This window comes from Streptomyces liliiviolaceus (assembly GCF_018070025.1).
Classification (GTDB): domain Bacteria; phylum Actinomycetota; class Actinomycetes; order Streptomycetales; family Streptomycetaceae; genus Streptomyces; species Streptomyces liliiviolaceus.
In genome coordinates, this window is record NZ_JAGPYQ010000001.1 from 4,114,169 (window position 1) to 4,133,527 (window position 19,359).

Below are 19,359 nucleotides of genomic sequence, written 5' to 3' on the forward strand. Positions count from 1 at the left end.
GGGCCCTCTCCCGTTCCGTTCAGCCCGCGTCAGCGTTCCCTGCGCGGACCGGGCGGCAGCGCCGCCGGCGTCAGACCCGTGGCGTGCTGCCGCAGGCCGTACACGGTCGGCGTGTACGCGCCCGAGCCGTACGAGCCACTGCTGAGCAGACCGGCGTTGTGCAGGCCCGATCCATGCAGCCCTGATCCGTGCAGCCCTGCCCCGTGCAGCCCCGGTGCGTGCGGGCCGGCCCCGAAAGCCGTGAAGCCCAGCTCCTCCTCGCCGACGCGGTCACCCGGCAGGGCCCGGAAGGTCCTGAGGTACTCCGCGTAGAGCGCGTCGTAGATCGGGGTGGCCGAGGAGCTGCCCGTGGCGTCCCGGACCGGCCGCATGGCCGGGATCGGTGACGAGTGGGGCAGGCGGCGGGGGGTGTCGTAGGTGTACACGTACGTGCCAACGACCCCGCCGCCCTTCGGATGCGGCCGACGGACCGATTTCGCAGGTCACAGCGCTGCCGGACGGGTGTGGATCCGGTGCGGGTCCAGTACGGATCGGGTACGGGCCCGGTGCGGATCCGGTACGGGCCCGCTGCCTGTCAGGTGCCGGCAAGGGGCATCGCGCTCGCCACCAGCCGGCCGCCCACCGCGGCCTTGTCGAGGGCGTCGCGCAGCAGGTCCTCGCGGGGCTGTCGGCCGATCGAGCCGACCGGGGCCGCGAACAGCAGCACCTGCTGGTGCTTGTTGGCGGCCGCCCGCCAGCTGTCGGTGACCTGGAGCGGCTGATGGGCCTGCCACCAGGCGACGGGCGAGCCACCACTGCTGCTGGGCTGCAGGACCGCGTGCAGCTGGCCCATCGCGAGCAGCACGGACCAGCCGTGCAGCACGGGCGGCACCTCGGTGAGCTGACTGACCGGCATGAAGCCCTGCTCGATGAGGAGCGGCAGGAAGTCGTCGCCGCCCCCTCCGGTGGTGCCCGGCCGGGCGATGCGCCCGGTCGGTTCGACGACGAGCGCGGGGTGCAGTTCGCCGCCCAGCAGGATGAGTCCGCTGGTGACGCCGAGGACGGCCTGCTCGGGCAGGGCCTCGGAGGGGCGCTCGTCCCCGGTGATGGACCGGACGGCGCCCTGCAGCTGCTCCTCGGTCACCTGGACGACCTGCGAGGGCAGGCAGGTGGCGTGGGCGAACGCGAGTACGGCCGTCTCGTCGCCGATGAACAGGACGGTGCTGGTGCGCTCCTGTTCGGAGTCGCCCTGGGTGCGGCAGGACGTGCAGTCGTAACTGCCCGGGGCGTTCTCTCCGGCGAGCAGCCGGTCGGCTTCTTCGTCGCCGATCTCGGCGCGTACGTCGTCGCTGACGTCGAGCATGCGCGGCACGGGGGGCTCCTCGGGTGCGGTGCGTGTTGTGGCCGGGGGCTCCCGGTCCGTGAACCGGATGGGTTCCCGGCTCATGAAGATGACAACGGAGGATCTGTGGCGGGGGTCACGCCCCAGAGCGAACGGAATCGAACCATCCTGCGCACAGGGTGAACCCGGCGGCGGAATCCGTCACTCCACGCCAACTCCCTTGATCAGCAGGGAAGTTGGTCCGGTGACCTGAGTCACAGATCGCCGGGGTCGATGGTCGACAAATCAGGAAATCCATGAATGAAGTGGGTGGCTCAAAATCGACGATACCTGAGGTAACGGCGAACTGGCCTGGAATGACAAGGAGTTGGTTGAAATCGGGCCCCTCCCTTCTCTACATTGCTCCGCCGTGTGCAGCGAGCACCGCTCGGGTACGTCCGCCACCCGCACCACCCGCACCACCCGCACCACCCGCAGCACTTCGCACCACGTACGGCGGACGGGGCGGGTCGGGGCGACCGCGTCGAGACGCGGCGGTCCCGTACCGCCTCGGGGGACCCCGGGTCCTTCGAGAGGGAAATACATGTCCGAATGTGCCGACAACACCCGTAAGGCTCGTACGACCGCGGTTCTCGCCGGGGCGGCGCTGCTCGCCCCGCTCGGACTGCTCGCCGCGAACGGCAACGCCGCCGCTGCGGACAGCGGGGTGTGGGACCGCATCGCCCAGTGCGAGAGCGGCGGCAACTGGCACATCAACACCGGGAACGGCTACTACGGAGGGCTCCAGTTTTCCGCCGGCTCCTGGCGCGCGTACGGCGGTACGGCCTACGCGTCCACGGCCGACAGGGCCTCCAAGGCGCAGCAGATCGCTGTCGCCACGAAGGTGCAGCGTGCGCAGGGGTGGGGCGCGTGGCCCACCTGCGCGGCGCGCGCGGGCGCGTCCGGGAGTGCCCCGGCGGGGGCCGCGTCCGGGGCCTCCGGCAAGGCGGCGCCGTCGAAGCAGTCGAAGCCGTCGAAGCCGTCGAAGTCTTCGAAGGCATCGGAGCGATCTACGGGGCACACCGGCCGTGGGGCGTCTCGTGGTGGCTACACCGTCCGCAGTGGTGACACGTTGAGCGGTATCGCGGCGCGGCACGGGACGTCGTGGCAGCGCGTCTATGCCGCGAACCGGGCCGTCATCGGCGGGGATCCCGATGTCATCGTGCCTGGGCAGCGGCTGAAGGTCTGAGGGTCTGAGTGTCTGAGGATCTGAGGGACTGAGTTCGGCTGCGGGTCCGGTGGGGGCGGGCCGCGCAGTTCCCCGCGCCCCTCAAAAACGGGGCTGCGCCCCTGCTTTTGCCCCTTCAGGGGCGCGGGGAACTGCGCGCTCAGCCCCCCCACCGGGCCGCAGCCGACCGGGTGGGCCCCCTTTAACCGCCCGCGCGGCTCGCGGAAGGGCGCCGTACCCCCACCTAGCGTGGCCCGATGTCGATCAAGCGCATGCGGTACGCGGCCGTCGTCGCCGCGGTTCTGGCCCTGCCGGTTCCCGCTGAGGCGGCGGCACCACCGACCCCGGCGTCCGGTCCCGCGACGGCGGACCGGGCGCCGTACGCCTGTGCGAAGGACCGCTGGCCGTGGGGCTGCGTCGCGAAGTGCGAGAGCTCCGGCCGCTGGAACGCGAACACCGGGAACGGCTTCTACGGAGGGCTGCAGTTCTGGCAGCCCACCTGGCGGACGTTCGGCGGCCTCGCCTACGCCCGGCGTGCCGACCTGGCCACGCGCGACGAGCAGATCAAGGTCGCCGAGGAAGTGCTGCGCGTCCAGGGCTGGAAGGCGTGGCCCGTCTGCTCCAAGAGGTACGGGCTCGCAGGCCGCGCGCATGTGGTGAGGCCGGGGGAGAGCCTTGCGTCGATCGCCCGGTCGTACCGTGTCAAAGGCGGGTGGAAGGCGCTCTACAAGCTCAACCGGCAGCTGGTCGGAGCGCGCCCGGACCGTCTGAACGTCGGCACGATGCTGCGGCTCCCGAAGGGGGCGGGCCCGGGACGGCGGCTCACTGCCCAGGCGGGGGGAGGGGGCAAGCCCACGCCTACCCCGAGCCGCCCGAGCCGCCCGAGCAGTCCGACTCCGTCGGTCCCCTGGACCCAGCCGGCTCAACCGACCCAGCCGACCCAGCCGGCTCAACCGGTCCTTCCGGTTGCCTCGGCCGGCCCCTCCGCGCCGGTCACATCGGCCTCGCCGGTCCTGGTGGACCCGTCCCTGTCCCTGTCCCCGTCCCCGTCTCGCTCGCCTCGCCGCTGAACACGACCGCGCCGCGCCGGAGTTCGTACACGATCGTCGTCGTGCCGGCGCACAGGGCGGGCGGCAGCCGCTGCTCGGCCACGACCACGCAGGCGTCGAGGCCGAGCAGCAGCTCGTACGTGCAGGCCGCGACCGTCGGGGACATGCCCTGTGCGGGTTCGTCGACGAGGACCACGCGCGCGCGTGCCAGCAGGGCGCGGGAGAGGGCGAGCATGCGCTGCTCACCGCCGGAGAGCGTGCCCGCTCTCCTCGGCAGCAGGGCGGCGAGCCGGGGGTAGGCGTCGAGGGCGGGGGAGAAGGGGCTTCCGGAGGCGGCCAGTTCGAGGTTTTCGCGGACCGTGAGCGAGGCGAACACCGCACGGCGGTCCGGGACCAGGCACAGGCCCCGGCGGGCCCGTTCGTAGGCGGGCAGGCGCGTGACGTCGGCGCCGTCCCAGACCACGGCGCCGTGGGACAGGGGCAGGGTGCCGGCCAGGGCGCGGAGCGCGGTCGTACGGCCCGAGCCGTTGCGGCCGAGCAGGACGGTGACGCCGGGGGCGGGCGCGTGGAGGGTGACACCGTGCAGGGCCTCCAGCGGGCCGTAGCGCACGCGCGCGTGGCGCAGCGAGACCCCGGCCGCGCTCATCCGCCGGACCTGCCTGACTCGTCGTACTCGGCCGGCCCTTCGAGTACGTGGTCGGCGGGGCCGGAGGCGACGACGCGGCCCGCGGTCATGACGTGCACGGTGTCGGCGAGGTCGGCCACCAGGTCGAGATCGTGCTCCACGACGAGCAGGGTCGTTCCGTCGGCGGCGAGCGCGCGCAGCACGCGGGCCAGCGCCGTCACCTCGCCCGTGTCGAGCCCGGCCGCGGGTTCGTCGAGCAGCAGGACGCGGGGGCCTCCTGCCAGGGCCCGGGCGAGTTCGACGCGGCGCAGGGTCCCGGTGGGCAGGTCCGCGGCCGGCAGCGTCCGTACGGCCCCGTCGAGCCCGAGCAGGCGCAGGGCCCGTTCCGCCGCCGCTCCCGTGTCCATGACGCGTCCCTGTTCGGCGCCCACGCGGACGTTCTCGGCCACGGTCAGGGTCGGGAAGACGGCCAGTTGCTGAAACGTGCGGGCGATGCCGAGCCGCGTCCGCGCGTGGGCGGGCAGCCGGGTGATGTCCCGTTCGCCGAGCACGACCCTGCCCGACACCGGTCGAACGGTTCCGGCGAGACAGTGGAACAGCGTGCTCTTCCCGGCCCCGTTGGGCCCGACCACCGCGGTGATCCGACCGGGCGGAAGATCGAGGTCGACCCCGTCCAGAACGGTGAACCCGCCGTAGGCGACGCGCAGTTCCCGGACCCGCAGAACGGGAAGACCGGGCACCACGAGTCCGCCCCGGCGGCGAAGGGACCCCGCCCCACGCGCACGGCCGCGCCTCCCCGAACTGGCCCCCGCGGTACCACCGGAGCCACCCGCGCCAGCCGAGGGCGCCATCGCGGGCGGCCCCGAGGCCGTGCGCGGCCCAGGGCCCGGCCGGGCCCGGCCCGTTCCGCCGTGCGGGCGGCGCGGGGAGCGGCCCCGGGGCGGGCTGGCCCCGGGGCGGGCTCGCCCGGGGCAGGGCCGGGGGCCTCACGGCCGCCGCGCCTGCCGGGGCGGGGTGTCCCCGGTGCCGCCGGGCTCGGGGCACCCGGGGTCGCCGGGGCGCACTCGCCCTGTGCCGGGTCGGGCGCCTCACGGCCGCCGGGACCGGCCCGTTCCGTCGTGCCGGACGGCCACCGGGCGCCGGATCCGTCCGTGCCGGATCCGTCCGTGCCGGATCCGTCCGTGCCGGATCCGTCCGTGCCGGATCCGTCCGCGCCGGATCCGTCCGCGTCCGGCCCGACCGGCGGTATCGGTCGCCGGACCAGCGGTCGCCCGGCCGTGCGAAAGCGCAGCGTGTCCGTGTCCGGGGCGGCGGACGTGCCCACCGCAGGCCAGGCACTCCCCGCCACGGGCGCTGACACGACAGGCGCCCCCGCTGAGGACGCCGGCCCCCGGGGCGTGCCCGAGTCCCGTGCCCGTACCGCTTGCCTCGCCCCGGCCCCCAGCGGGGTCAACCTCACCTGCCCGCCCGGGCGCAGGCGTTCGGCAGCAGTGCGCAGGGCGTCGTACGGGCCGCCGGGGAAGCGGCCGACCAGGACCGCGAGGAGGCCGATCACCGCCGCCGCCACCCCGCCCCGGGTGCCCGCGTCGAGGCCGACCAGGAGGGCCGCCGCGAGCAGGGCGCCCAGGACGCTGTCGGCGCCGAGCACCACGATCGCGGCGAACCACAGCAGCCCGCGGACGGGGTCGTACGCCGCCGGGTCGAAGGCGCGTACGCCCATGCCGAGCATGCCGCCGCCCAGCGCGGCCAGGGCCGCGCCCGCCACGAAGGCCGTCAGCTTTAGCGCCGGGACGCGGACGCCCGCCGCCGACGCGCCCGCCTCGTGGTCCCGCATCGCGGCCAGGGCCCGGCCGGTTCGGCCCCGGCGCAGCGCGTGGGCGGCCCACAACGCGCCCGCGAGCAGGGTGAGTTCCAGTGCGTAGTACGCGCGGTCGCTCTCGAAGGCCGCCGGGCGGTCCAGCGTGAGGCCTGAGGTCGCGTACGGCTGGGCGAAGACGAAGCGGCTGACGCCGACGCCCACCGCGAAGGTCGCCAGGGCGAGGGCCAGGCCGTGGCGGCGGATGGCGGGCCAGCCCGTCAGCAGCCCGAGCGGGGCCACCAGCAGCACCGCGGTCAGGAGCGCCGGCAGTTCCGGGAGCGCGGGCAGGCCCGGGAAGCGGCCCGCCGTCAGCAGCGCGGTGAAGAGGGCGCCCAGACCCGCGTACGCGGCCTGGCCGAGGGAGAGCTGGCCGCCGCGGCCCGTGACGACGACCAGGGAGAGCAGGATGACGCCCAGCGCCGGTACCTGGACCGCCGTGTGCAGGTCCGTTCCCGCGAAGCCCAGGGGGAGCAGGAACAGGACCACCGCGACGATCCACGCGCCCGGCGGGGTCGGTACGCGGGCCGTCGCCGTGCGCGGGAGGGCGTCCCGGGCGCCGATCCCCGGCAGCACGAGGGCGGCGACCAGCAGGGCGACGACGAAGAGGTTCGCGCCGACCGCCTGGAGGAGGGGTTCGAGGCGGCCCCCGGGGTGCAGCCGGGTCAGCTGGCTCTGGGCGACGCCGATGCCCAGGGCCGCCACCACCGCCACCGGCAGGCTCCGCATCCGGGCGGCCACCGCGACCGCCACCACCTCCATCACCAGCAAGGGCATGCCGTACGGGTCCAGACGTACGTACGGAGCCAGCAGCACCCCCGTCAGGCCCGCGGTGAACGAGCCGAACGCCCAGCCCGCCGCGGCCACCCGGTCCGCGTCGACGCCGGTCAGCGCGGCGAGCGAACGGTCGTCGACGACGGCCCGCAGTTCCCGGCCGAAACGGGTCCACCGGATCACCGCTCCCACCCCCGCGGCCAGGACGAGCGTCACCGCCAACTGCCCCCAGGGGTCCGCGGAGACGAGCGTCGGCGCGTCCGGGCGCGCGCCCGGACCCCATACGAGCGCCGCCCCGCCGACGAGCAGGACGAACACGCCGATGGACGCGACGAGGGTCTGCGCGGGGTCGCCGCCCAGGACGGCCAGGGGACGGAAGACGAATCGTTCCAGCGCCACACCGATCGCCGGGGCCACCACCAGCAGGGTGAGCGGCGCGGCGAGCGCGAGCGGCCAGCCCCACTCGACGGTGAGCCCGCGCAGCAGATAGGCGCACACCATCGCGATCGCGCCGTGCGCGAAGTTGAGCACGCCGGTCGCCCGGTGCGTGACGACCAGTCCGATCCCGGTGAGGGCCGCGGCGCTGCCCACGGAGAGCCCGGCGAGCGTGAGGTCGTACGTCAGCGATGACATCGGTGACGACATGAGTGACGACATCAGCCGGCCGCCCCGGACGAGGAATCGTCCGGGGCGACGTCGGGCGGATCGTCCGGCGGGTCGTCCGAGGCCGTGGGTTCGCAGATCGGGCAGGGGGCGAGGTCGCCGCCCGCGAGGACCCGTGAGTCGACCGGCAGGGCCTCCGGTTTCCCGGCGACCAACGGGCAGTCCGCGCGGTGCCACAGCGTGCCGCCCGGCACCATCAGCAGATCCCCGCCGACCGCCACGGGCGCGGCGGCCGTCCCGTCGGCGGAGGCGGCGTCCTCGGGGTCGGCCGCCACCAGGAGCCCGTACAACTCCTCCACGCGGGCCGCCGCGAGGGCGTTCCCGCCGTGGGCGAGGAGGACCGCCGCGGCGATGATCAGGGCCGCTCCGGGCACCGTGCAGGACGCGAGGTACGGCAACTGCCGTTCCGCGTACCGCTCGCCGGAGATCCCGTACCAGCCCAGGACGCACAGCACCGCGCCCGTGGCGAGCGCCGCCCACCCGGCCCAGAGGACGGGACGCACATTCCGCAGTCGAGCAGTCCGCATGGGGGCTCCACATGATGTGTCCGGCTGTCTTCCAAGTCCGCCGACGGACTTGCACTATGCCTTCTGGAAGCTGTCCCTGAAAGCTCCGGGCGCGCATGGCCCGGACCGACACCCGGTGGTGGGCCAGATGGTTCTCGGGAGTGATCTCAGGCGGGGTACGGGCCGGGGGCTGGTGGTGGCGGTGCTCCTTCTCGCCCCGGCCCTCACGGCGTGCGGCGACGACAGCGGCGGTGACGACACGAGTCCGCCCTCGCCCTCCGCGGAGCGGACCTCGCAGGCCGGACCGAGTCCGAGCGCGAGCGCCCCGGACGACCCGGCGGCGGCCGAGAAGGAGATCGAGGAGAACTGGAAGAAGTTCTTCGACCCCGCCGTCCCCACGAAGGAGAAACAGGCCGTCCTGGAGAACGGCGACGCGATGGGCGCGGTCCTGAAGAGCTTCAGCGGCGACGAGCGCGGCGGGCAGGTCGAGGCGACGGTGAGCAAGGTCGCCTTCACCTCGCCGACCGACGCGGACGTCACGTACACACTCACCCTGAAGGGCGCCACGGTCATGCCGGACGCCGCCGGGACCTCCGTCGAACAGGACGGCACCTGGAAGGTGTCGGTCAAGACGCTGTGCGGTCTGGTCACGCTGAGCGGCAATGCCTCGCCGGGTCCGGGCTGCTGAACCCGCTGTCGTGGGCCTGCTGTTCCTGCTGCTCCTGGTGGGCACGGCCTGCGGCAGCCGCCTCCCGGAGAGCGACTTCGAGAACCGGCCCGACCGCACACCCGCCCCCACCACCGCGGAGCCGATCCGCGTGGGCATCGTCACGAGCGCCACCAGCCCGGTCGGCGGCGACGCCTTCACCGGGCCCCGCGACGGCGCGAAAGCCTGGTTCGACGCCCTGAACGCGCGCGGCGGCATCGCGGGACGCCGGGTCGAGGTCCGTACGTGCGACGACGGCGGCAGCGGCGTCGGCAACAACGAGTGCGTGCACCGGCTCGTCGACGAGGACCAGGTGGTGGCCCTCGTCGCCACCACCGCCCTCGACTACGCGGGCGCCTCCCGGGTCTCCCGCGCGCGCGTGCCCGACATCGGCGGACAGCCCATCGGCGCGGCCTACGACACCTGGCCGCACCTCTACGGGATCTACGGCAGCCTCGCGCCCCGGAACGGAAAGCCCGGCTGGGACGGCGAGTTGTACGGCGGCACCGAGATCTACCGCTACTTCAAGGAGAAACAGGGCGCCCGAACAGCGGCCGTCGTCTCGTACAACCAGTCCGCGTCGGCGGCGTACGCGCGGCTCGTGGTCCGGGGCCTGCGCGCCGAGGGGTACGAGGTCGTCACCGAGCAGGTCGACTTCGCGCTGCCCAACTTCCGTGCCGCCGCGGCCGATCTGAAGGAGCGGGGCGCCGACCTGGTCTTCGACGCCATCGACACCTACGGCAACGCCCGGCTGTGCCAGGCGATGGACGACGTCGGCGCGGAGGTCCTCGCCAAGGTCACCAACGTGCAGAACTGGACGTCCACCGTCCGCGAGGACTACAAGGACGCCCCGCGCTGCCGCAACACCCTGTGGGCGACGGGCGCGAGCCGCAACTACGAGGACACCGGCCACGAGGCCGTACGGGAGTTCAGGGACGGCACGAAGGCACTGAAGACCCGCTCGCAGTGGCAGGTGGAGGGCTGGGCCGCCGCGATGTGGTTCACGGACGCGGCCCGCTCCTGCGCGAAGACGGGCGTCACGCGCGCGTGCGTCGACCGGTACCTGGCCACGGGCAAGCCGTACACCGCGAAGGGACTGCTGCTGCCGGTCCGGTTCGCCCACCTGCCCGAACCGCCCAGGACACGCAGGACGTGTCTGTCGGTGGCCCGTTGGGAGGACGCCCGCGGATGGGTGAGCCAGGGGGACATGGACCGCGACTGCTACGACGTCCCGCAGCTCTCCTACAAGCCCTGATGCGTACGGGCCCCGAAAGGTTCCCTCATCCGGTTACCGATGGCGCAACTGTTGGGGAACAGAGTGATAAGCGAGCCCAACCATCACATCCGTACCCCGGTCTAACCCTCTGGTAGCTGGATGAGCCGGAGATACGGGGACGCATGCAGATTTCCTTCCTTATACACAACGCCTACGGAATCGGTGGGACGATCCGGACGACGTACAACCTTGCGAACACCCTGGCCGAACAGCACGACGTGGAGATCGTCTCCGTCCTCCGCCACCGCGAGGAGCCGGTCTTCGCACGCAACCCGCGCGTGCGCCTGCGCCACCTCGTCGATCTGCGCAAGGGCGGCCCCGGATACGAGGGCGACGACCCCGACCACCGGAAACCGGCCCGGGTCTTCCCGAAGGGAGAGATCCGCTACGAGCAGTACAGCGCCCTGACCGACCGCCGTATCGCCGAGCATCTCTCCACGACCGACGCCGACGTCGTGGTCGGCACCCGCCCCGGCCTGAACGTGCATCTGGCCCGCGAGACCAGGCGTGGCCCGGCCCGTGTCGGCCAGGAGCACCTCACCCTCGACAGTCACTCGGTCGGCCTGCGCACCGAACTGCGCGGCGCCTACCCCCGCCTCGACGCCGTCACCACGACCACGGAGGCGGACGCCGCCGCCTACCGCACGAAGATGCGGCTGCCCGGGGTGCGGGTCGAGGCCGTGCCCAACTCGGTGCCCGCGCCCGTGATAGAGCCCGCGGACGGCACCGGCAAATGGGTCGTCGCGGCCGGCCGGCTCGCCCCGGTCAAGCGGTACGACCTGCTGATCAAGGCCTTCGACCTGGTGCGCGCCGAGCGGCCCGACTGGCGCCTGCGGATCTACGGCAGCGGGAAGCAGAAGGACAAGCTGCGCCACCTCATCGACGAACGCGGCCTCTACAACCACGTCCTGCTGATGGGAGCGGCCCATCCCATCGAGCCGGAGTGGGCCAAGGGCTCCATCGCGGCCGTCACCTCCAGCCTCGAATCGTTCGGCATGACCATCGTCGAGGCCATGCGCTGCGGCCTGCCCGTCGTCTCCACCGACTGCCCGCACGGCCCGGGGGAGATCATCGACAACGGCGTGGACGGACGCCTCGTGCAGGTGGGGAACGTTCAGGCCATCGCGGGCGGCCTGCTCGAACTCATCAACGACGACGCGCTGCGCCGGCAGATGGCGGACGCGGCGCTCAAGGACTCCGAGCGCTTCGACCCGGCACGGATCGCCGAGCGCTACGAATCGATCTTCAGCGGTCTCGCCTCGCGGGGCGGCACCTCGAAGATCGGCCGGGTGCGCGGCTCACTGCACCGCACCCGAGGGGCCCTGCTCGGCGGCGCGTACGCCGTGCGGGACGCCGGACTGACCGTGTTCGGGAAGGAGCGTTCCGCATGATGACGCTGGCTCCGCAGACCGCGCAGACGCCCACCGACGAGGACGCCGCCGTGCCGCCGCGCGCCGACTGCCTCGCCGACTCCGCGGGCGGCCTCACCTTCGACATGGCCGAACCCGCCGAGAACGGGGACACCCACCTCGTACTGATCCACCGCGACGGCATCCAGGAGGTCCGGCTGCCGCTCGCCCCGGCCGCCGACGGACGGCTGCGCGCCGCGCTGCCCAGCTTCGTCGAACTGCCCGAGGGCCGCTGGGACGCCTTCGCGCAGACCGGCGACGGCGAGCCGCAGCGCCTCACCCCCGGCCTCAACGACCTGCGCTCGCTCGTCGACCGGGTGCCGAGCGGCGCACGCGGCCATGTCGCCGTCCGTATCCCGTACGCGACCAAGCACGGCAACCTCTCCGTCCGCAGCTGGCTGCGCGCCCCGCACGCGGAGGCCGGCGAACTGCACATAGGAGAGGGCGGCCTCGGCGTCCACGGCCAGGTGTACGGGGTCGCGCTCACGCCGGACGCGTACGCCGAACTGACCGGCCGCGGGGAGACGCACCCCGGGGCGAGGCTCGGGGTCCACCGGGACCAGGCGCTGTTCCGCTTCACCGTGGACTACGGCGACCTGCCCGAGGGGGTGTGGGACCTGTGGCTGCGCCCGGCGGGGGAGAGCGGGCCGCGGGTACGGATCGCGCGGCTGCTCGACGACATCGCCGACAAGAAGCCCATCTTCACGTACCCGAAGGTCACGGTGGAGACGGAGTACGGCCCGGTGACGGCCGGCCCGTACTACACGAGCGACAACGACCTCTCGGTGACCGTCACGGCGGCGGCCGGCTAGGCCGCGCCCCGAAGGGGCGCGGGGAACTGCGCGCCCGGCCACGACGCGCCCGCGGCCGACGCCGACACGGTCAGTACTGCTCGGGGCCGGCCCCCGGACGCTCCTGGCCGAAGCGGATCTGCGGGCTGTCCTCCTGGCCGGAGCGCGTCCGGGGCGGTGTGATCGCCGCGAACCGCGGATGGTGCAGGTCGAACGCCGGTGACTCGGAACGGATCCTGGGCAGCGTGGTGAAGTTGTGCCGTGGCGGCGGGCACGAGGTCGCCCACTCCAGCGAGCGGCCGAAGCCCCAGGGGTCGTCGGCCTCGACCGGCACGCCGTACCTGGACGTCTTCCAGACGTTGTAGAGGAACGGCAGCGTCGACATGCCCAGCAGGAACGCCCCGATCGACGAGATGGTGTTGAGCGCCGTGAACCCGTCGGCCGCCAGATAGTCGGCGTAGCGGCGCGGCATGCCCTCCGCGCCCAGCCAGTGCTGCACCAGGAACGTGGTGTGGAAGCCCACGAAGAGCGTCCAGAAGTGCAGCTTGCCGAGCCGTTCGTCGAGCATCTTGCCGGTGAACTTGGGCCACCAGAAGTAGAAGCCGCCGAAGGTCGCGAACACGACGGTGCCGAACACCACGTAGTGGAAGTGCGCCACCACGAAGTACGTGTCCGTGACGTGGAAGTCCAGCGGCGGCGAGGCCAGGATCACCCCGGTGAGGCCGCCGAACAGGAACGACACCAGGAAGCCCGTCGCCCAGAGCATGGGCGTCTCGAAGGACAGCGAGCCCTTCAGCATCGTCCCGGTCCAGTTGAAGAACTTCACCCCCGTGGGCACCGCGATCAGGAACGACACGAACGAGAAGAACGGCAGCAGCACCGCGCCCGTCGCGAACATGTGATGGGCCCACACGACCACGGACAGACCGGTGATGGCCATCGTGGCGCCGACCAGTGTCAGATAGCCGAAGATCGGCTTCCTGCTGAAGACCGGGATGATCTCCGTGATGATCCCGAAGAACGGCAGCGCGATGATGTAGACCTCGGGATGGCCGAAGAACCAGAAGAGGTGCTGCCACAGCAGCGCCCCGCCGTTGGCCGAGGCGAAGACCTGCGAGCCGAACCTCCGGTCCGCCTCAAGGACCAGGAGCGCGGCGGCGAGCACCGGGAACGCCAGCAGGATCAGGATCGACGTGAACAGCGTGTTCCACGTGAAGATCGGCATCCGGAACATCGTCATGCCCGGGGCGCGCATCCCGATGATCGTCGTCAGGAAGTTCACCGCGCCGAGGATCGTGCCGAAGCCGGCCAGCGCGAGCCCCATGATCCACATGTCGGCGCCGATGCCGGGGGACCGCTCCATGCTGTTCAGCGGGGCGTACGCGAACCATCCGAAGTTGGCGGGCCCGCCGGGCACCAGCAGCGACCCCAGCACGATCAGCCCGCCGAAGAGGAACAGCCAGTACGACAGCATGTTCAGCCGGGGGAAGGCGACGTCGGGCGCGCCGATCTGCAGCGGCATGATCTCGTTGGCGAAACCGGCGAAGGTCGGCGTCGCGAAGAGCAGCAGCATGATCGTGCCGTGCATCGTGAACATCTGGTTGAACGTGTTGTTGCCGATGAGCTGCGTGCCGGGCCGTGCCAGCTCGGCCCGCATCAGCAACGCCATCAGACCGCCGACCAGGAAGAACGCGAACGACGTGATGAGGTAGAGGTGGCCGATCTTCTTGTGGTCGGTGGTCGTCAGCCAGTCCACGATCAGCCGCCCCGGCCGCTTCACCGGTACGGGCCGTGACGTCGCCTGTGCGGTGTCCGTCCCCATCGCCGCCCCCTCGCTCGTCGCGTTCCGGGCCTCCTGAAGCTCACGCCATGATGCTCGCGGGGCACCACGCTCCGACAGGGGGCGTACGGGGCTCTGTGCTCGGACCGTTCATTTCCTGTGGCGGGCCAACTTCCTTGCGGGGCCGCGCAATCGGAAAGGAAAGGCAGGGAAACCGGTCCGGTTACCCGCTTTCGGCCGGGGTATTCACGGCCGGTTCGGAGATAGTCCCGAGGGGTTCGGAATTACGTTCCGAGGCGGGCGGAAAACGTGTGGAACCGCCCGTTCGTGTGACGGTTCGCTGCGTAACCGCCGATGTCCGCGGGGGCGGAACGAGTGTCGTTGTCCTGTGACAGAAGCGTGACCGGAGGGGGACCGGTGACTGATGGTGGCGGGGCCGGGGTTCCGTGTCCGCACGGGGGCGCCTAACGTGGCGGCATGGCACCGATTCCCACTCCGCCCGCGGAGCCCTCGGACACTCCGGACGCGTACGTCGGCCTCGACGCGGGGGGTGCGGAGCGGCAGGCCCGTGCGCGCGGGTGGTCGACCGTGCGGTCGTTGCCGCCGGGGGCGATCATCACGATGGAGTACTTGTCGGGACGACTGAACTTCGAGGTCACGGAGGGCCGGGTCACGCGCTGCTGGAAGGGGTGACCTGACCTGGTACGGCGTGTGCGGGCCGGTGGGGCCGGTGGGGGGCTTGTCGCGCAGTTCCCCGCGCCCCTGAAAGCGCCCCTGACGGGGCGGAATCGGGTGCGTGCGTGCGATCGTGCGGGTGCGTGGGGGTTGGCCGCGCAGTTCCCCGCGCCCCTAAGAGCGCCCCTGACGGGGCAAAAGCCGGGGCGCAGCCCCGCTTTTGAGGGGCGCGGGGAACTGCGCGCTCAGCCCCCACCGGCCCGCAGATTCAAGCGCACGGGCAGGGGCCCATCAGGGGCGCGGGGAACTGCGCGACAAGCCCCCACTCACCCGCAGGTTCAAGCGCACGGGGCGACGCGTTCAGCCGCCCGCGACGGGCCGCGCCGAGGTCGTGCCGCGGGTCACCCGGTCCGACTGCGGGGGCCGCCGGCTCCCGAGCGGAGTCACCGGCGTGCGCTCCGAGCGGCTCAGATGCGGCCCGGGGGCCATATGCCCCGGCGCCCGCACGGGCCGGGACGCGGCCACCGGCTCACGCACCACCGGCTCCTGCTCACCCGCACCGGTCGCCACCGTCGGGCTGCCGACAGGGGTGAGGGGCGCCGGAACGGGAACCTCGACCGGAGCCGCGCCACGCCGGCGGTCGCGCCAGGCATCACGCAGGTCGAAGATGCCGGACTCCGCGCGTGCGATCAGCGGTTCGAACCAGGGCAGCGCCAGCAGGATCAGCAGCCCCGCGGCCCACCCGAGCACCACATCGCTGAGCCAGTGCGTACCCAGGTACACGGTGGTCAGGCCGACGCCGAGGGAGACCACGGCGGAGAAGGCCGACAGCCAGCGGCGAGCGTTCGGCGTCGAGGCCAGATAGGCGAGGATGCCCCAGGTCACGACGGCGTTGGCGGTGTGACCCGAAGGGAATATGTCGCCGCCCAGCCACATCTCGTTCGAGCCGACGCTGGTGGCGTAGTGCGGACCGAGGCGGCCCATGCTGATCTTCGCCGCGCCGACCGTGAGGTTCAGGAGCAGCAGCGAGGCGCCCAGCGTGAGCAGCGGGCGCAGCGTGTGCTGCCGCCAGGAGCGCCAGCCCAGCCAGGCCGCGATCATCACGGCGGTGGGCCCGCGCTGGCCCAGGACCACGTAGTAGTCGAGGAACGCGTGGATCTCCGGCCACTGCTGGTACGGCCGGAAGAACATGACCTGCCAGTCGAGCCGGACCAGCCATGAGGTGATCACGACGGCCCACACGATGGCCGCGTAGAAGGCGAGCGTGGACGCGAAGAGGACCACCCGGTGCCGGCTCATCCTGGGCACGTCGATGTGGGCCGGCCGTTCCGGCTCACGGTCCAGCCGGGCGAAGACCCGGTCCAGGCGAGTCAGCTTTCGTTCGGTACGCACCCAATCGACGTTACAGCGAGTGAGCTGTGTTCCAGGCCGAAGCACCGTCTTTGTGATGACGATGTGATGTGGGATTGCTCTCAGAAGGGGGTTTATCGCCGTGGATTATGGAATCCCCCGTCCGCTCTTCCTTCAATTCGATTGATCATTCCGGAGCGGAGTTTTAGGGCGCTTTCGAATTCGTTCACCGAATGCTTGCGTGCGCTTCTCCGGGCGCTCACCGGCAACCGTGAGTGATCACGGCGGACCGGACCCGTTCAGCCACCAGGCGCCGTACACCGCCGACGCCACCGCCACACCGGCCAGCACCCACGCCGACCTGGACGTTCGCAGTCGCGCGAGAGCCACGGCGAGGGGCAGCAGCAGGGGGAAGGCGGGCAGCAGAAGGCGTGGTTTCGAGCCGAAATAGCTCGACGCGCACAGGGCGAGGGCGATGACGACCCCCGCGTACACCAGGAGCGGCAACGGCTGCCGCTGCCGTACGCAGATCACGTACAGCCGTACGAGCAGGCCGACCCCGGCGATCAGGCCCAGGCCGGCCAGGGCCGACGGGAACGAGGTGAACTTGTCGGCGACGAACCGGGCGAACGCGTAACCGCCGTCGAAGCCGTTGCGCCAGCCCGCCTGGACGTCGAGATAGCCCAGCGGGCCCCCGCCCGTGCGATGACCGACCCACAGGACGTAACCCGCGGCGCCGAGGGGCGCGATCAGCATCGCCAGGGCGCGCCGCCACCGGGACGCGCCCTCCCCGCCGGGCACGCTCCGCTCCCGTACGAAAGAGGCGATCGCCGTCACCCACACGGCCGCAACGACCGCCGCGCCCACCGGGCGGGTCAGACCGGCCAGCGAGGCGAGCAGGCCCGCGGTCGGCCAGCGGCCGGTCAGGACCGCGTACAGCGACCAGGCCGCGAGCGCCGTGAACAGCGACTCGCTGTACGCCATCGACTGCACGATCCCGACCGGCAGGACCGCCCACAGCAGCACGGCGCAGACCCCGGCCCGGCGGCCGTACACATGGTCCGCGACCGCGAAGATCCCCCAGGCCGCCGCGAGCGAGGCGAGCCAGCTCACCAGCAGGCCCGCGTGCGCGGGGGAGAGAGGGGACACCGCCGACACGGCCCGCTCCAGCCAGGGCAGCAGCGGGAAGAACGCGAGGTTCGAGTGGACGTCCCCGTTGGGCAGGCGCACCTCGTAGCCGTAACCCAGCTCGGCGACCCGCGAGTACCAGAGGGAGTCCCAGCGGGACGAGAGCAGCCGCAGCGCGCTCTCGTCCCGGGTGGCGCTCCACACCGCGAGCACCACCAGGCCGAGCGCGCGCACCGCCGCGTACCCGAGGAGCGCGGGCGCGGCGCGGCGCCAGGACGGCCCCGGACGGGGCGGCGCGGCGGGCGTCTCAAGATCGGTCACGGGCTCGATTATCGAGGGGGCCCGCAACCGCGGACCCTGGCGGGGGGCGCGCCCGGACACGAGACGGGCGGGCGGCGGCGTGGCGCACGCCACACGTGTCCCAGGAGAACGTGAGAGGTCCGCCACCCGACGCCGGGAGGAACTCGCGTACTCTGACGTCCCACTCGCCTTTGTTGCGTGGGCCGGGACACCGCTCCTCCCGAGCCGCAGCCGCAGGGAGTCCCCACCCAGCGGATCGCCGAACGCGAGGGAACATCTGGGAGGTACGTACATGTCCGGGACGACCACGGCTGCCGCGCGTCGCCGTCGGGAGACCGGGGCCGGTGCAAACCGCTGGGTCGTCCTCGTGGTGCTGTGCGTCAGCCTGCTCCTGGTCGCCGTCGACGCCACCGTGCTCCACGTCGCCGTGCCCGCCGTCACCGAGGACCTCACGCCCGGCGCGATAGAGCTGCTGTGGATCGTCGACATCTACCCGCTCGTCTGCGCCTCGCTCCTCATCCTCTTCGGCACCCTGGGCGACCGGATCGGCCGCAGACGCGTCCTCCTCCTCGGCTACGCGCTCTTCGGCGTCGCCTCCGCCGTCGCAGCCCTCGCCGACAGCGCGCAGGTGCTGATCGCGGCGCGCGCCCTGCTCGGCGTCGGCGGCGCGATGATCATGCCCGCGACGCTGTCCATCCTGCGGCAGGTCTTCCCCGCCCGGCGCGAGCGGGCCCTCGCCATCGGCGTCTGGAGCGCCGTCGCCGCGGTGGGCGCGGCCGTCGGACCGCTCCTCGGCGGATTCCTCCTGGAGCACTTCTGGTGGGGCTCGGTCTTCCTCATCAACATCCCGTTGATGCTCGTCAGCCTGCCCGTCGGCCGGCTCCTGCTGCCCGAGTCGAAGGGCGAGCGCGACGGGCCGTGGGACGTCGTCGGCGCGCTGATGGCCGCGGCCGGCCTCTTCGGCGTCGTCCTCGGCGTGAAGCGGCTCGGCGGTGGGGACAACCCGCTGAGCCTGTTCACCGCGGTGCCGCTGATGCTGGGGGCCGGCCTCCTCGTCGGCTTCGTACGGCGGCAGCGGCGGCGCCGGCATCCGCTGGTCGACCTCACGATGTTCGCCCGGCCCGCCTTCAGCACCTCCGTCGGCTGCATCGTGCTGGCGATGCTCGCGCTGGTCGGACTCGAACTGATCGCCGCGCAGTATCTCCAGCTCGTCCTGAAACTCTCCCCGCTGGAGACCGGGCTGCGGCTCCTGCCGCTCACCGTCGCCGCGATGGCCGCGGGGCTCGCCGGGGCGAAGCTGCTGCAGCGCTTCGGGCCGCGGACCATGGTGTGCTCCGGCTTCTGCCTCACCGCCGCCGCGGTCGTCACCCTGACGGCGATGGGCGGCGAGGACAACGCGCCGCTGCTGCTGACCGGGTTCGTGATGCTCGGCTTCGGCCTGGAGGTCACGCTCTTCGGCGCGTACGAGTCGATGCTGAGCGAGGCTCCGCCGGAGCAGGCGGGTGGGGCGGCGGCGATCGGCGAGACGTCGTACCAACTCGGGGCCGGGATCGGCATCGCGCTTCTCGGGAGCGTGATGAACGCGGCGTACGCGCCCGGGCTGGCGTCCGTCTCCGGGGTGCCTCCCCGGGACGCGGCCGCGGCGGGGCATTCGCTGGGGGAGGCGTACGAGGTCGCCGCGCGGCTCGGTGGGGGGTCGGGGGAGGCGCTGCGGTCCGCCGCGCGGCATGCGTTCGTGCACGGACTGCATGTGACCTTGCTGGTCAGCGCGGGGCTGTTGTTGCTGGGGGCGGTGATGGCGTTGCGGTTGCCGCGGGCGATGGAGTGCGTTGAGCCCTCTCGGGCGGAGGTGCCGGGGCCTCGGGAGGGGTCCGGTGCGCCCGTGCGGGTCGAGTCCGTTCGCTGACCGTGCGTCGTGGCTCGCGCCCATGCCTTTCCCGCTCG

16 protein-coding genes and 1 pseudogene are annotated in these 19,359 nt (G+C 72.5%); 8 read left to right on the forward strand and 9 right to left on the reverse strand.

Going from position 1 to position 19,359, the window contains the following annotated elements; translation table 11 throughout:
• Positions 1–29 precede the first annotated feature (29 nt).
• Positions 30–371 carry a hypothetical protein gene (locus tag J8N05_RS18015; RefSeq protein ID WP_308286803.1) on the reverse strand — a complete coding sequence of 114 codons (342 nt, stop codon included), beginning with the start codon at positions 369–371 and terminating at the stop codon, positions 30–32.
• Between the two features lie 203 nt (positions 372–574).
• A complete protein-coding gene (locus tag J8N05_RS18020) occupies positions 575–1,351 on the reverse strand; it encodes a hypothetical protein (protein WP_107021177.1) in 777 nt (258 codons plus the stop codon).
• Between the two features lie 553 nt (positions 1,352–1,904).
• Here J8N05_RS18020 and J8N05_RS18025 point away from each other — a divergent pair.
• The gene (locus J8N05_RS18025; RefSeq protein WP_210884015.1) at positions 1,905–2,549 is read left to right on the forward strand and encodes a LysM peptidoglycan-binding domain-containing protein; all 645 of its coding nucleotides are present in this window, start codon (positions 1,905–1,907) and stop codon (positions 2,547–2,549) included.
• A 236-nt stretch (positions 2,550–2,785) separates the two neighbouring features.
• Positions 2,786–3,598: a transglycosylase family protein gene (locus J8N05_RS47325; protein ID WP_210884017.1), complete on the forward strand. Its 813-nt coding sequence runs from the start codon at positions 2,786–2,788 to the stop codon at positions 3,596–3,598.
• Here J8N05_RS47325 and J8N05_RS18035 read toward each other — a convergent pair.
• From J8N05_RS18035 to J8N05_RS18050, 4 genes and pseudogenes are all read right to left on the reverse strand, one after another.
• Positions 3,522–4,223, reverse strand: a complete 702-nt coding sequence (locus J8N05_RS18035; protein WP_210884019.1) for an ATP-binding cassette domain-containing protein — start codon at positions 4,221–4,223, stop codon at positions 3,522–3,524. The two genes, J8N05_RS47325 and J8N05_RS18035, sit on opposite strands and share 77 nt — an antisense overlap.
• A complete protein-coding gene (locus J8N05_RS18040) occupies positions 4,220–5,053 on the reverse strand; it encodes an ABC transporter ATP-binding protein (protein ID WP_210884020.1) in 834 nt (277 codons plus the stop codon). The genes J8N05_RS18035 and J8N05_RS18040 overlap by 4 nt, the downstream gene beginning before the upstream one ends.
• Before the next feature lie 563 nt (positions 5,054–5,616).
• Positions 5,617–7,464 (reverse strand): annotated as a pseudogene (locus J8N05_RS18045) (branched-chain amino acid ABC transporter permease); the annotation flags it as partial.
• Between the two features lie 23 nt (positions 7,465–7,487).
• Positions 7,488–8,021 (reverse strand): hypothetical protein, encoded by a 534-nt coding sequence (locus J8N05_RS18050; protein ID WP_210884021.1) that lies wholly within the window; start codon positions 8,019–8,021, stop codon positions 7,488–7,490.
• Between the two features lie 127 nt (positions 8,022–8,148).
• Between J8N05_RS18050 and J8N05_RS18055 the strand changes: the two genes are divergently transcribed.
• The 4 genes from J8N05_RS18055 (at position 8,149) to J8N05_RS18070 (ending at position 12,203) form a co-directional block, all read left to right on the forward strand.
• A complete protein-coding gene (locus J8N05_RS18055; RefSeq protein WP_210884023.1) occupies positions 8,149–8,688 on the forward strand; it encodes a hypothetical protein in 540 nt (179 codons plus the stop codon).
• Complete coding sequence (locus tag J8N05_RS18060) at positions 8,663–9,961, forward strand: ABC transporter substrate-binding protein (RefSeq protein ID WP_210884024.1); 1,299 nt, start codon at positions 8,663–8,665, stop codon at positions 9,959–9,961. Before J8N05_RS18055 ends, J8N05_RS18060 begins: the two co-directional genes overlap by 26 nt.
• A gap of 143 nt (positions 9,962–10,104) precedes the next feature.
• A complete protein-coding gene (locus J8N05_RS18065; protein ID WP_210884025.1) occupies positions 10,105–11,373 on the forward strand; it encodes a glycosyltransferase family 4 protein in 1,269 nt (422 codons plus the stop codon).
• Positions 11,370–12,203 (forward strand): hypothetical protein, encoded by an 834-nt coding sequence (locus tag J8N05_RS18070; protein ID WP_210884026.1) that lies wholly within the window; start codon positions 11,370–11,372, stop codon positions 12,201–12,203. Before J8N05_RS18065 ends, J8N05_RS18070 begins: the two co-directional genes overlap by 4 nt.
• 70 nt (positions 12,204–12,273) lie before the next feature.
• Here the strand turns inward: J8N05_RS18070 and ctaD are convergent, their stop codons facing one another.
• The gene (ctaD, locus tag J8N05_RS18075) at positions 12,274–14,004 is read right to left on the reverse strand and encodes an aa3-type cytochrome oxidase subunit I (protein WP_210884027.1); all 1,731 of its coding nucleotides are present in this window, start codon (positions 14,002–14,004) and stop codon (positions 12,274–12,276) included.
• A 435-nt stretch (positions 14,005–14,439) separates the two neighbouring features.
• Here ctaD and J8N05_RS18080 point away from each other — a divergent pair, with 435 nt between their 5' ends.
• A complete protein-coding gene (locus J8N05_RS18080; protein WP_210884031.1) occupies positions 14,440–14,655 on the forward strand; it encodes an I78 family peptidase inhibitor in 216 nt (71 codons plus the stop codon).
• A 342-nt stretch (positions 14,656–14,997) separates the two neighbouring features.
• Here the strand turns inward: J8N05_RS18080 and J8N05_RS18085 are convergent, their stop codons facing one another.
• Both J8N05_RS18085 and J8N05_RS18090 read right to left on the reverse strand, forming a co-directional pair.
• Positions 14,998–16,029, reverse strand: a complete 1,032-nt coding sequence (locus J8N05_RS18085) for a phosphatase PAP2 family protein (protein ID WP_210884032.1) — start codon at positions 16,027–16,029, stop codon at positions 14,998–15,000.
• Between the two features lie 237 nt (positions 16,030–16,266).
• Positions 16,267–17,436 (reverse strand): glycosyltransferase family 39 protein, encoded by a 1,170-nt coding sequence (locus tag J8N05_RS18090; protein ID WP_210884034.1) that lies wholly within the window; start codon positions 17,434–17,436, stop codon positions 16,267–16,269.
• Between the two features lie 271 nt (positions 17,437–17,707).
• On the opposite strand from J8N05_RS18090, the gene J8N05_RS18095 reads away from it, so the two are divergent.
• A complete protein-coding gene (locus J8N05_RS18095; RefSeq protein WP_210884036.1) occupies positions 17,708–19,321 on the forward strand; it encodes an MFS transporter in 1,614 nt (537 codons plus the stop codon).
• Positions 19,322–19,359 lie beyond the last annotated feature (38 nt).

Excerpts from the sequence above, each read along its gene's own strand:
- J8N05_RS18015 (WP_308286803.1), bottom strand. The coding sequence starts at position 371 with ATGCGGCCGGTCCGGGACGCCACGGGCAGCTCCTCGGCCACCCCGATC.
- J8N05_RS18025 (WP_210884015.1), top strand. The coding sequence starts at position 1,905 with ATGTCCGAATGTGCCGACAACACCCGTAAGGCTCGTACGACCGCGGTT.
- J8N05_RS47325 (WP_210884017.1), top strand. The coding sequence starts at position 2,786 with ATGTCGATCAAGCGCATGCGGTACGCGGCCGTCGTCGCCGCGGTTCTG.
- J8N05_RS18035 (WP_210884019.1), bottom strand. The coding sequence starts at position 4,223 with ATGAGCGCGGCCGGGGTCTCGCTGCGCCACGCGCGCGTGCGCTACGGC.
- J8N05_RS18040 (WP_210884020.1), bottom strand. The coding sequence starts at position 5,053 with ATGGCGCCCTCGGCTGGCGCGGGTGGCTCCGGTGGTACCGCGGGGGCC.
- J8N05_RS18050 (WP_210884021.1), bottom strand. The coding sequence starts at position 8,021 with ATGCGGACTGCTCGACTGCGGAATGTGCGTCCCGTCCTCTGGGCCGGG.
- J8N05_RS18055 (WP_210884023.1), top strand. The coding sequence starts at position 8,149 with ATGGTTCTCGGGAGTGATCTCAGGCGGGGTACGGGCCGGGGGCTGGTG.
- J8N05_RS18060 (WP_210884024.1), top strand. The coding sequence starts at position 8,663 with ATGCCTCGCCGGGTCCGGGCTGCTGAACCCGCTGTCGTGGGCCTGCTG.
- J8N05_RS18065 (WP_210884025.1), top strand. The coding sequence starts at position 10,105 with ATGCAGATTTCCTTCCTTATACACAACGCCTACGGAATCGGTGGGACG.
- J8N05_RS18070 (WP_210884026.1), top strand. The coding sequence starts at position 11,370 with ATGATGACGCTGGCTCCGCAGACCGCGCAGACGCCCACCGACGAGGAC.
- ctaD (WP_210884027.1), bottom strand. The coding sequence starts at position 14,004 with ATGGGGACGGACACCGCACAGGCGACGTCACGGCCCGTACCGGTGAAG.
- J8N05_RS18080 (WP_210884031.1), top strand. The coding sequence starts at position 14,440 with ATGGCACCGATTCCCACTCCGCCCGCGGAGCCCTCGGACACTCCGGAC.
- J8N05_RS18095 (WP_210884036.1), top strand. The coding sequence starts at position 17,708 with ATGTCCGGGACGACCACGGCTGCCGCGCGTCGCCGTCGGGAGACCGGG.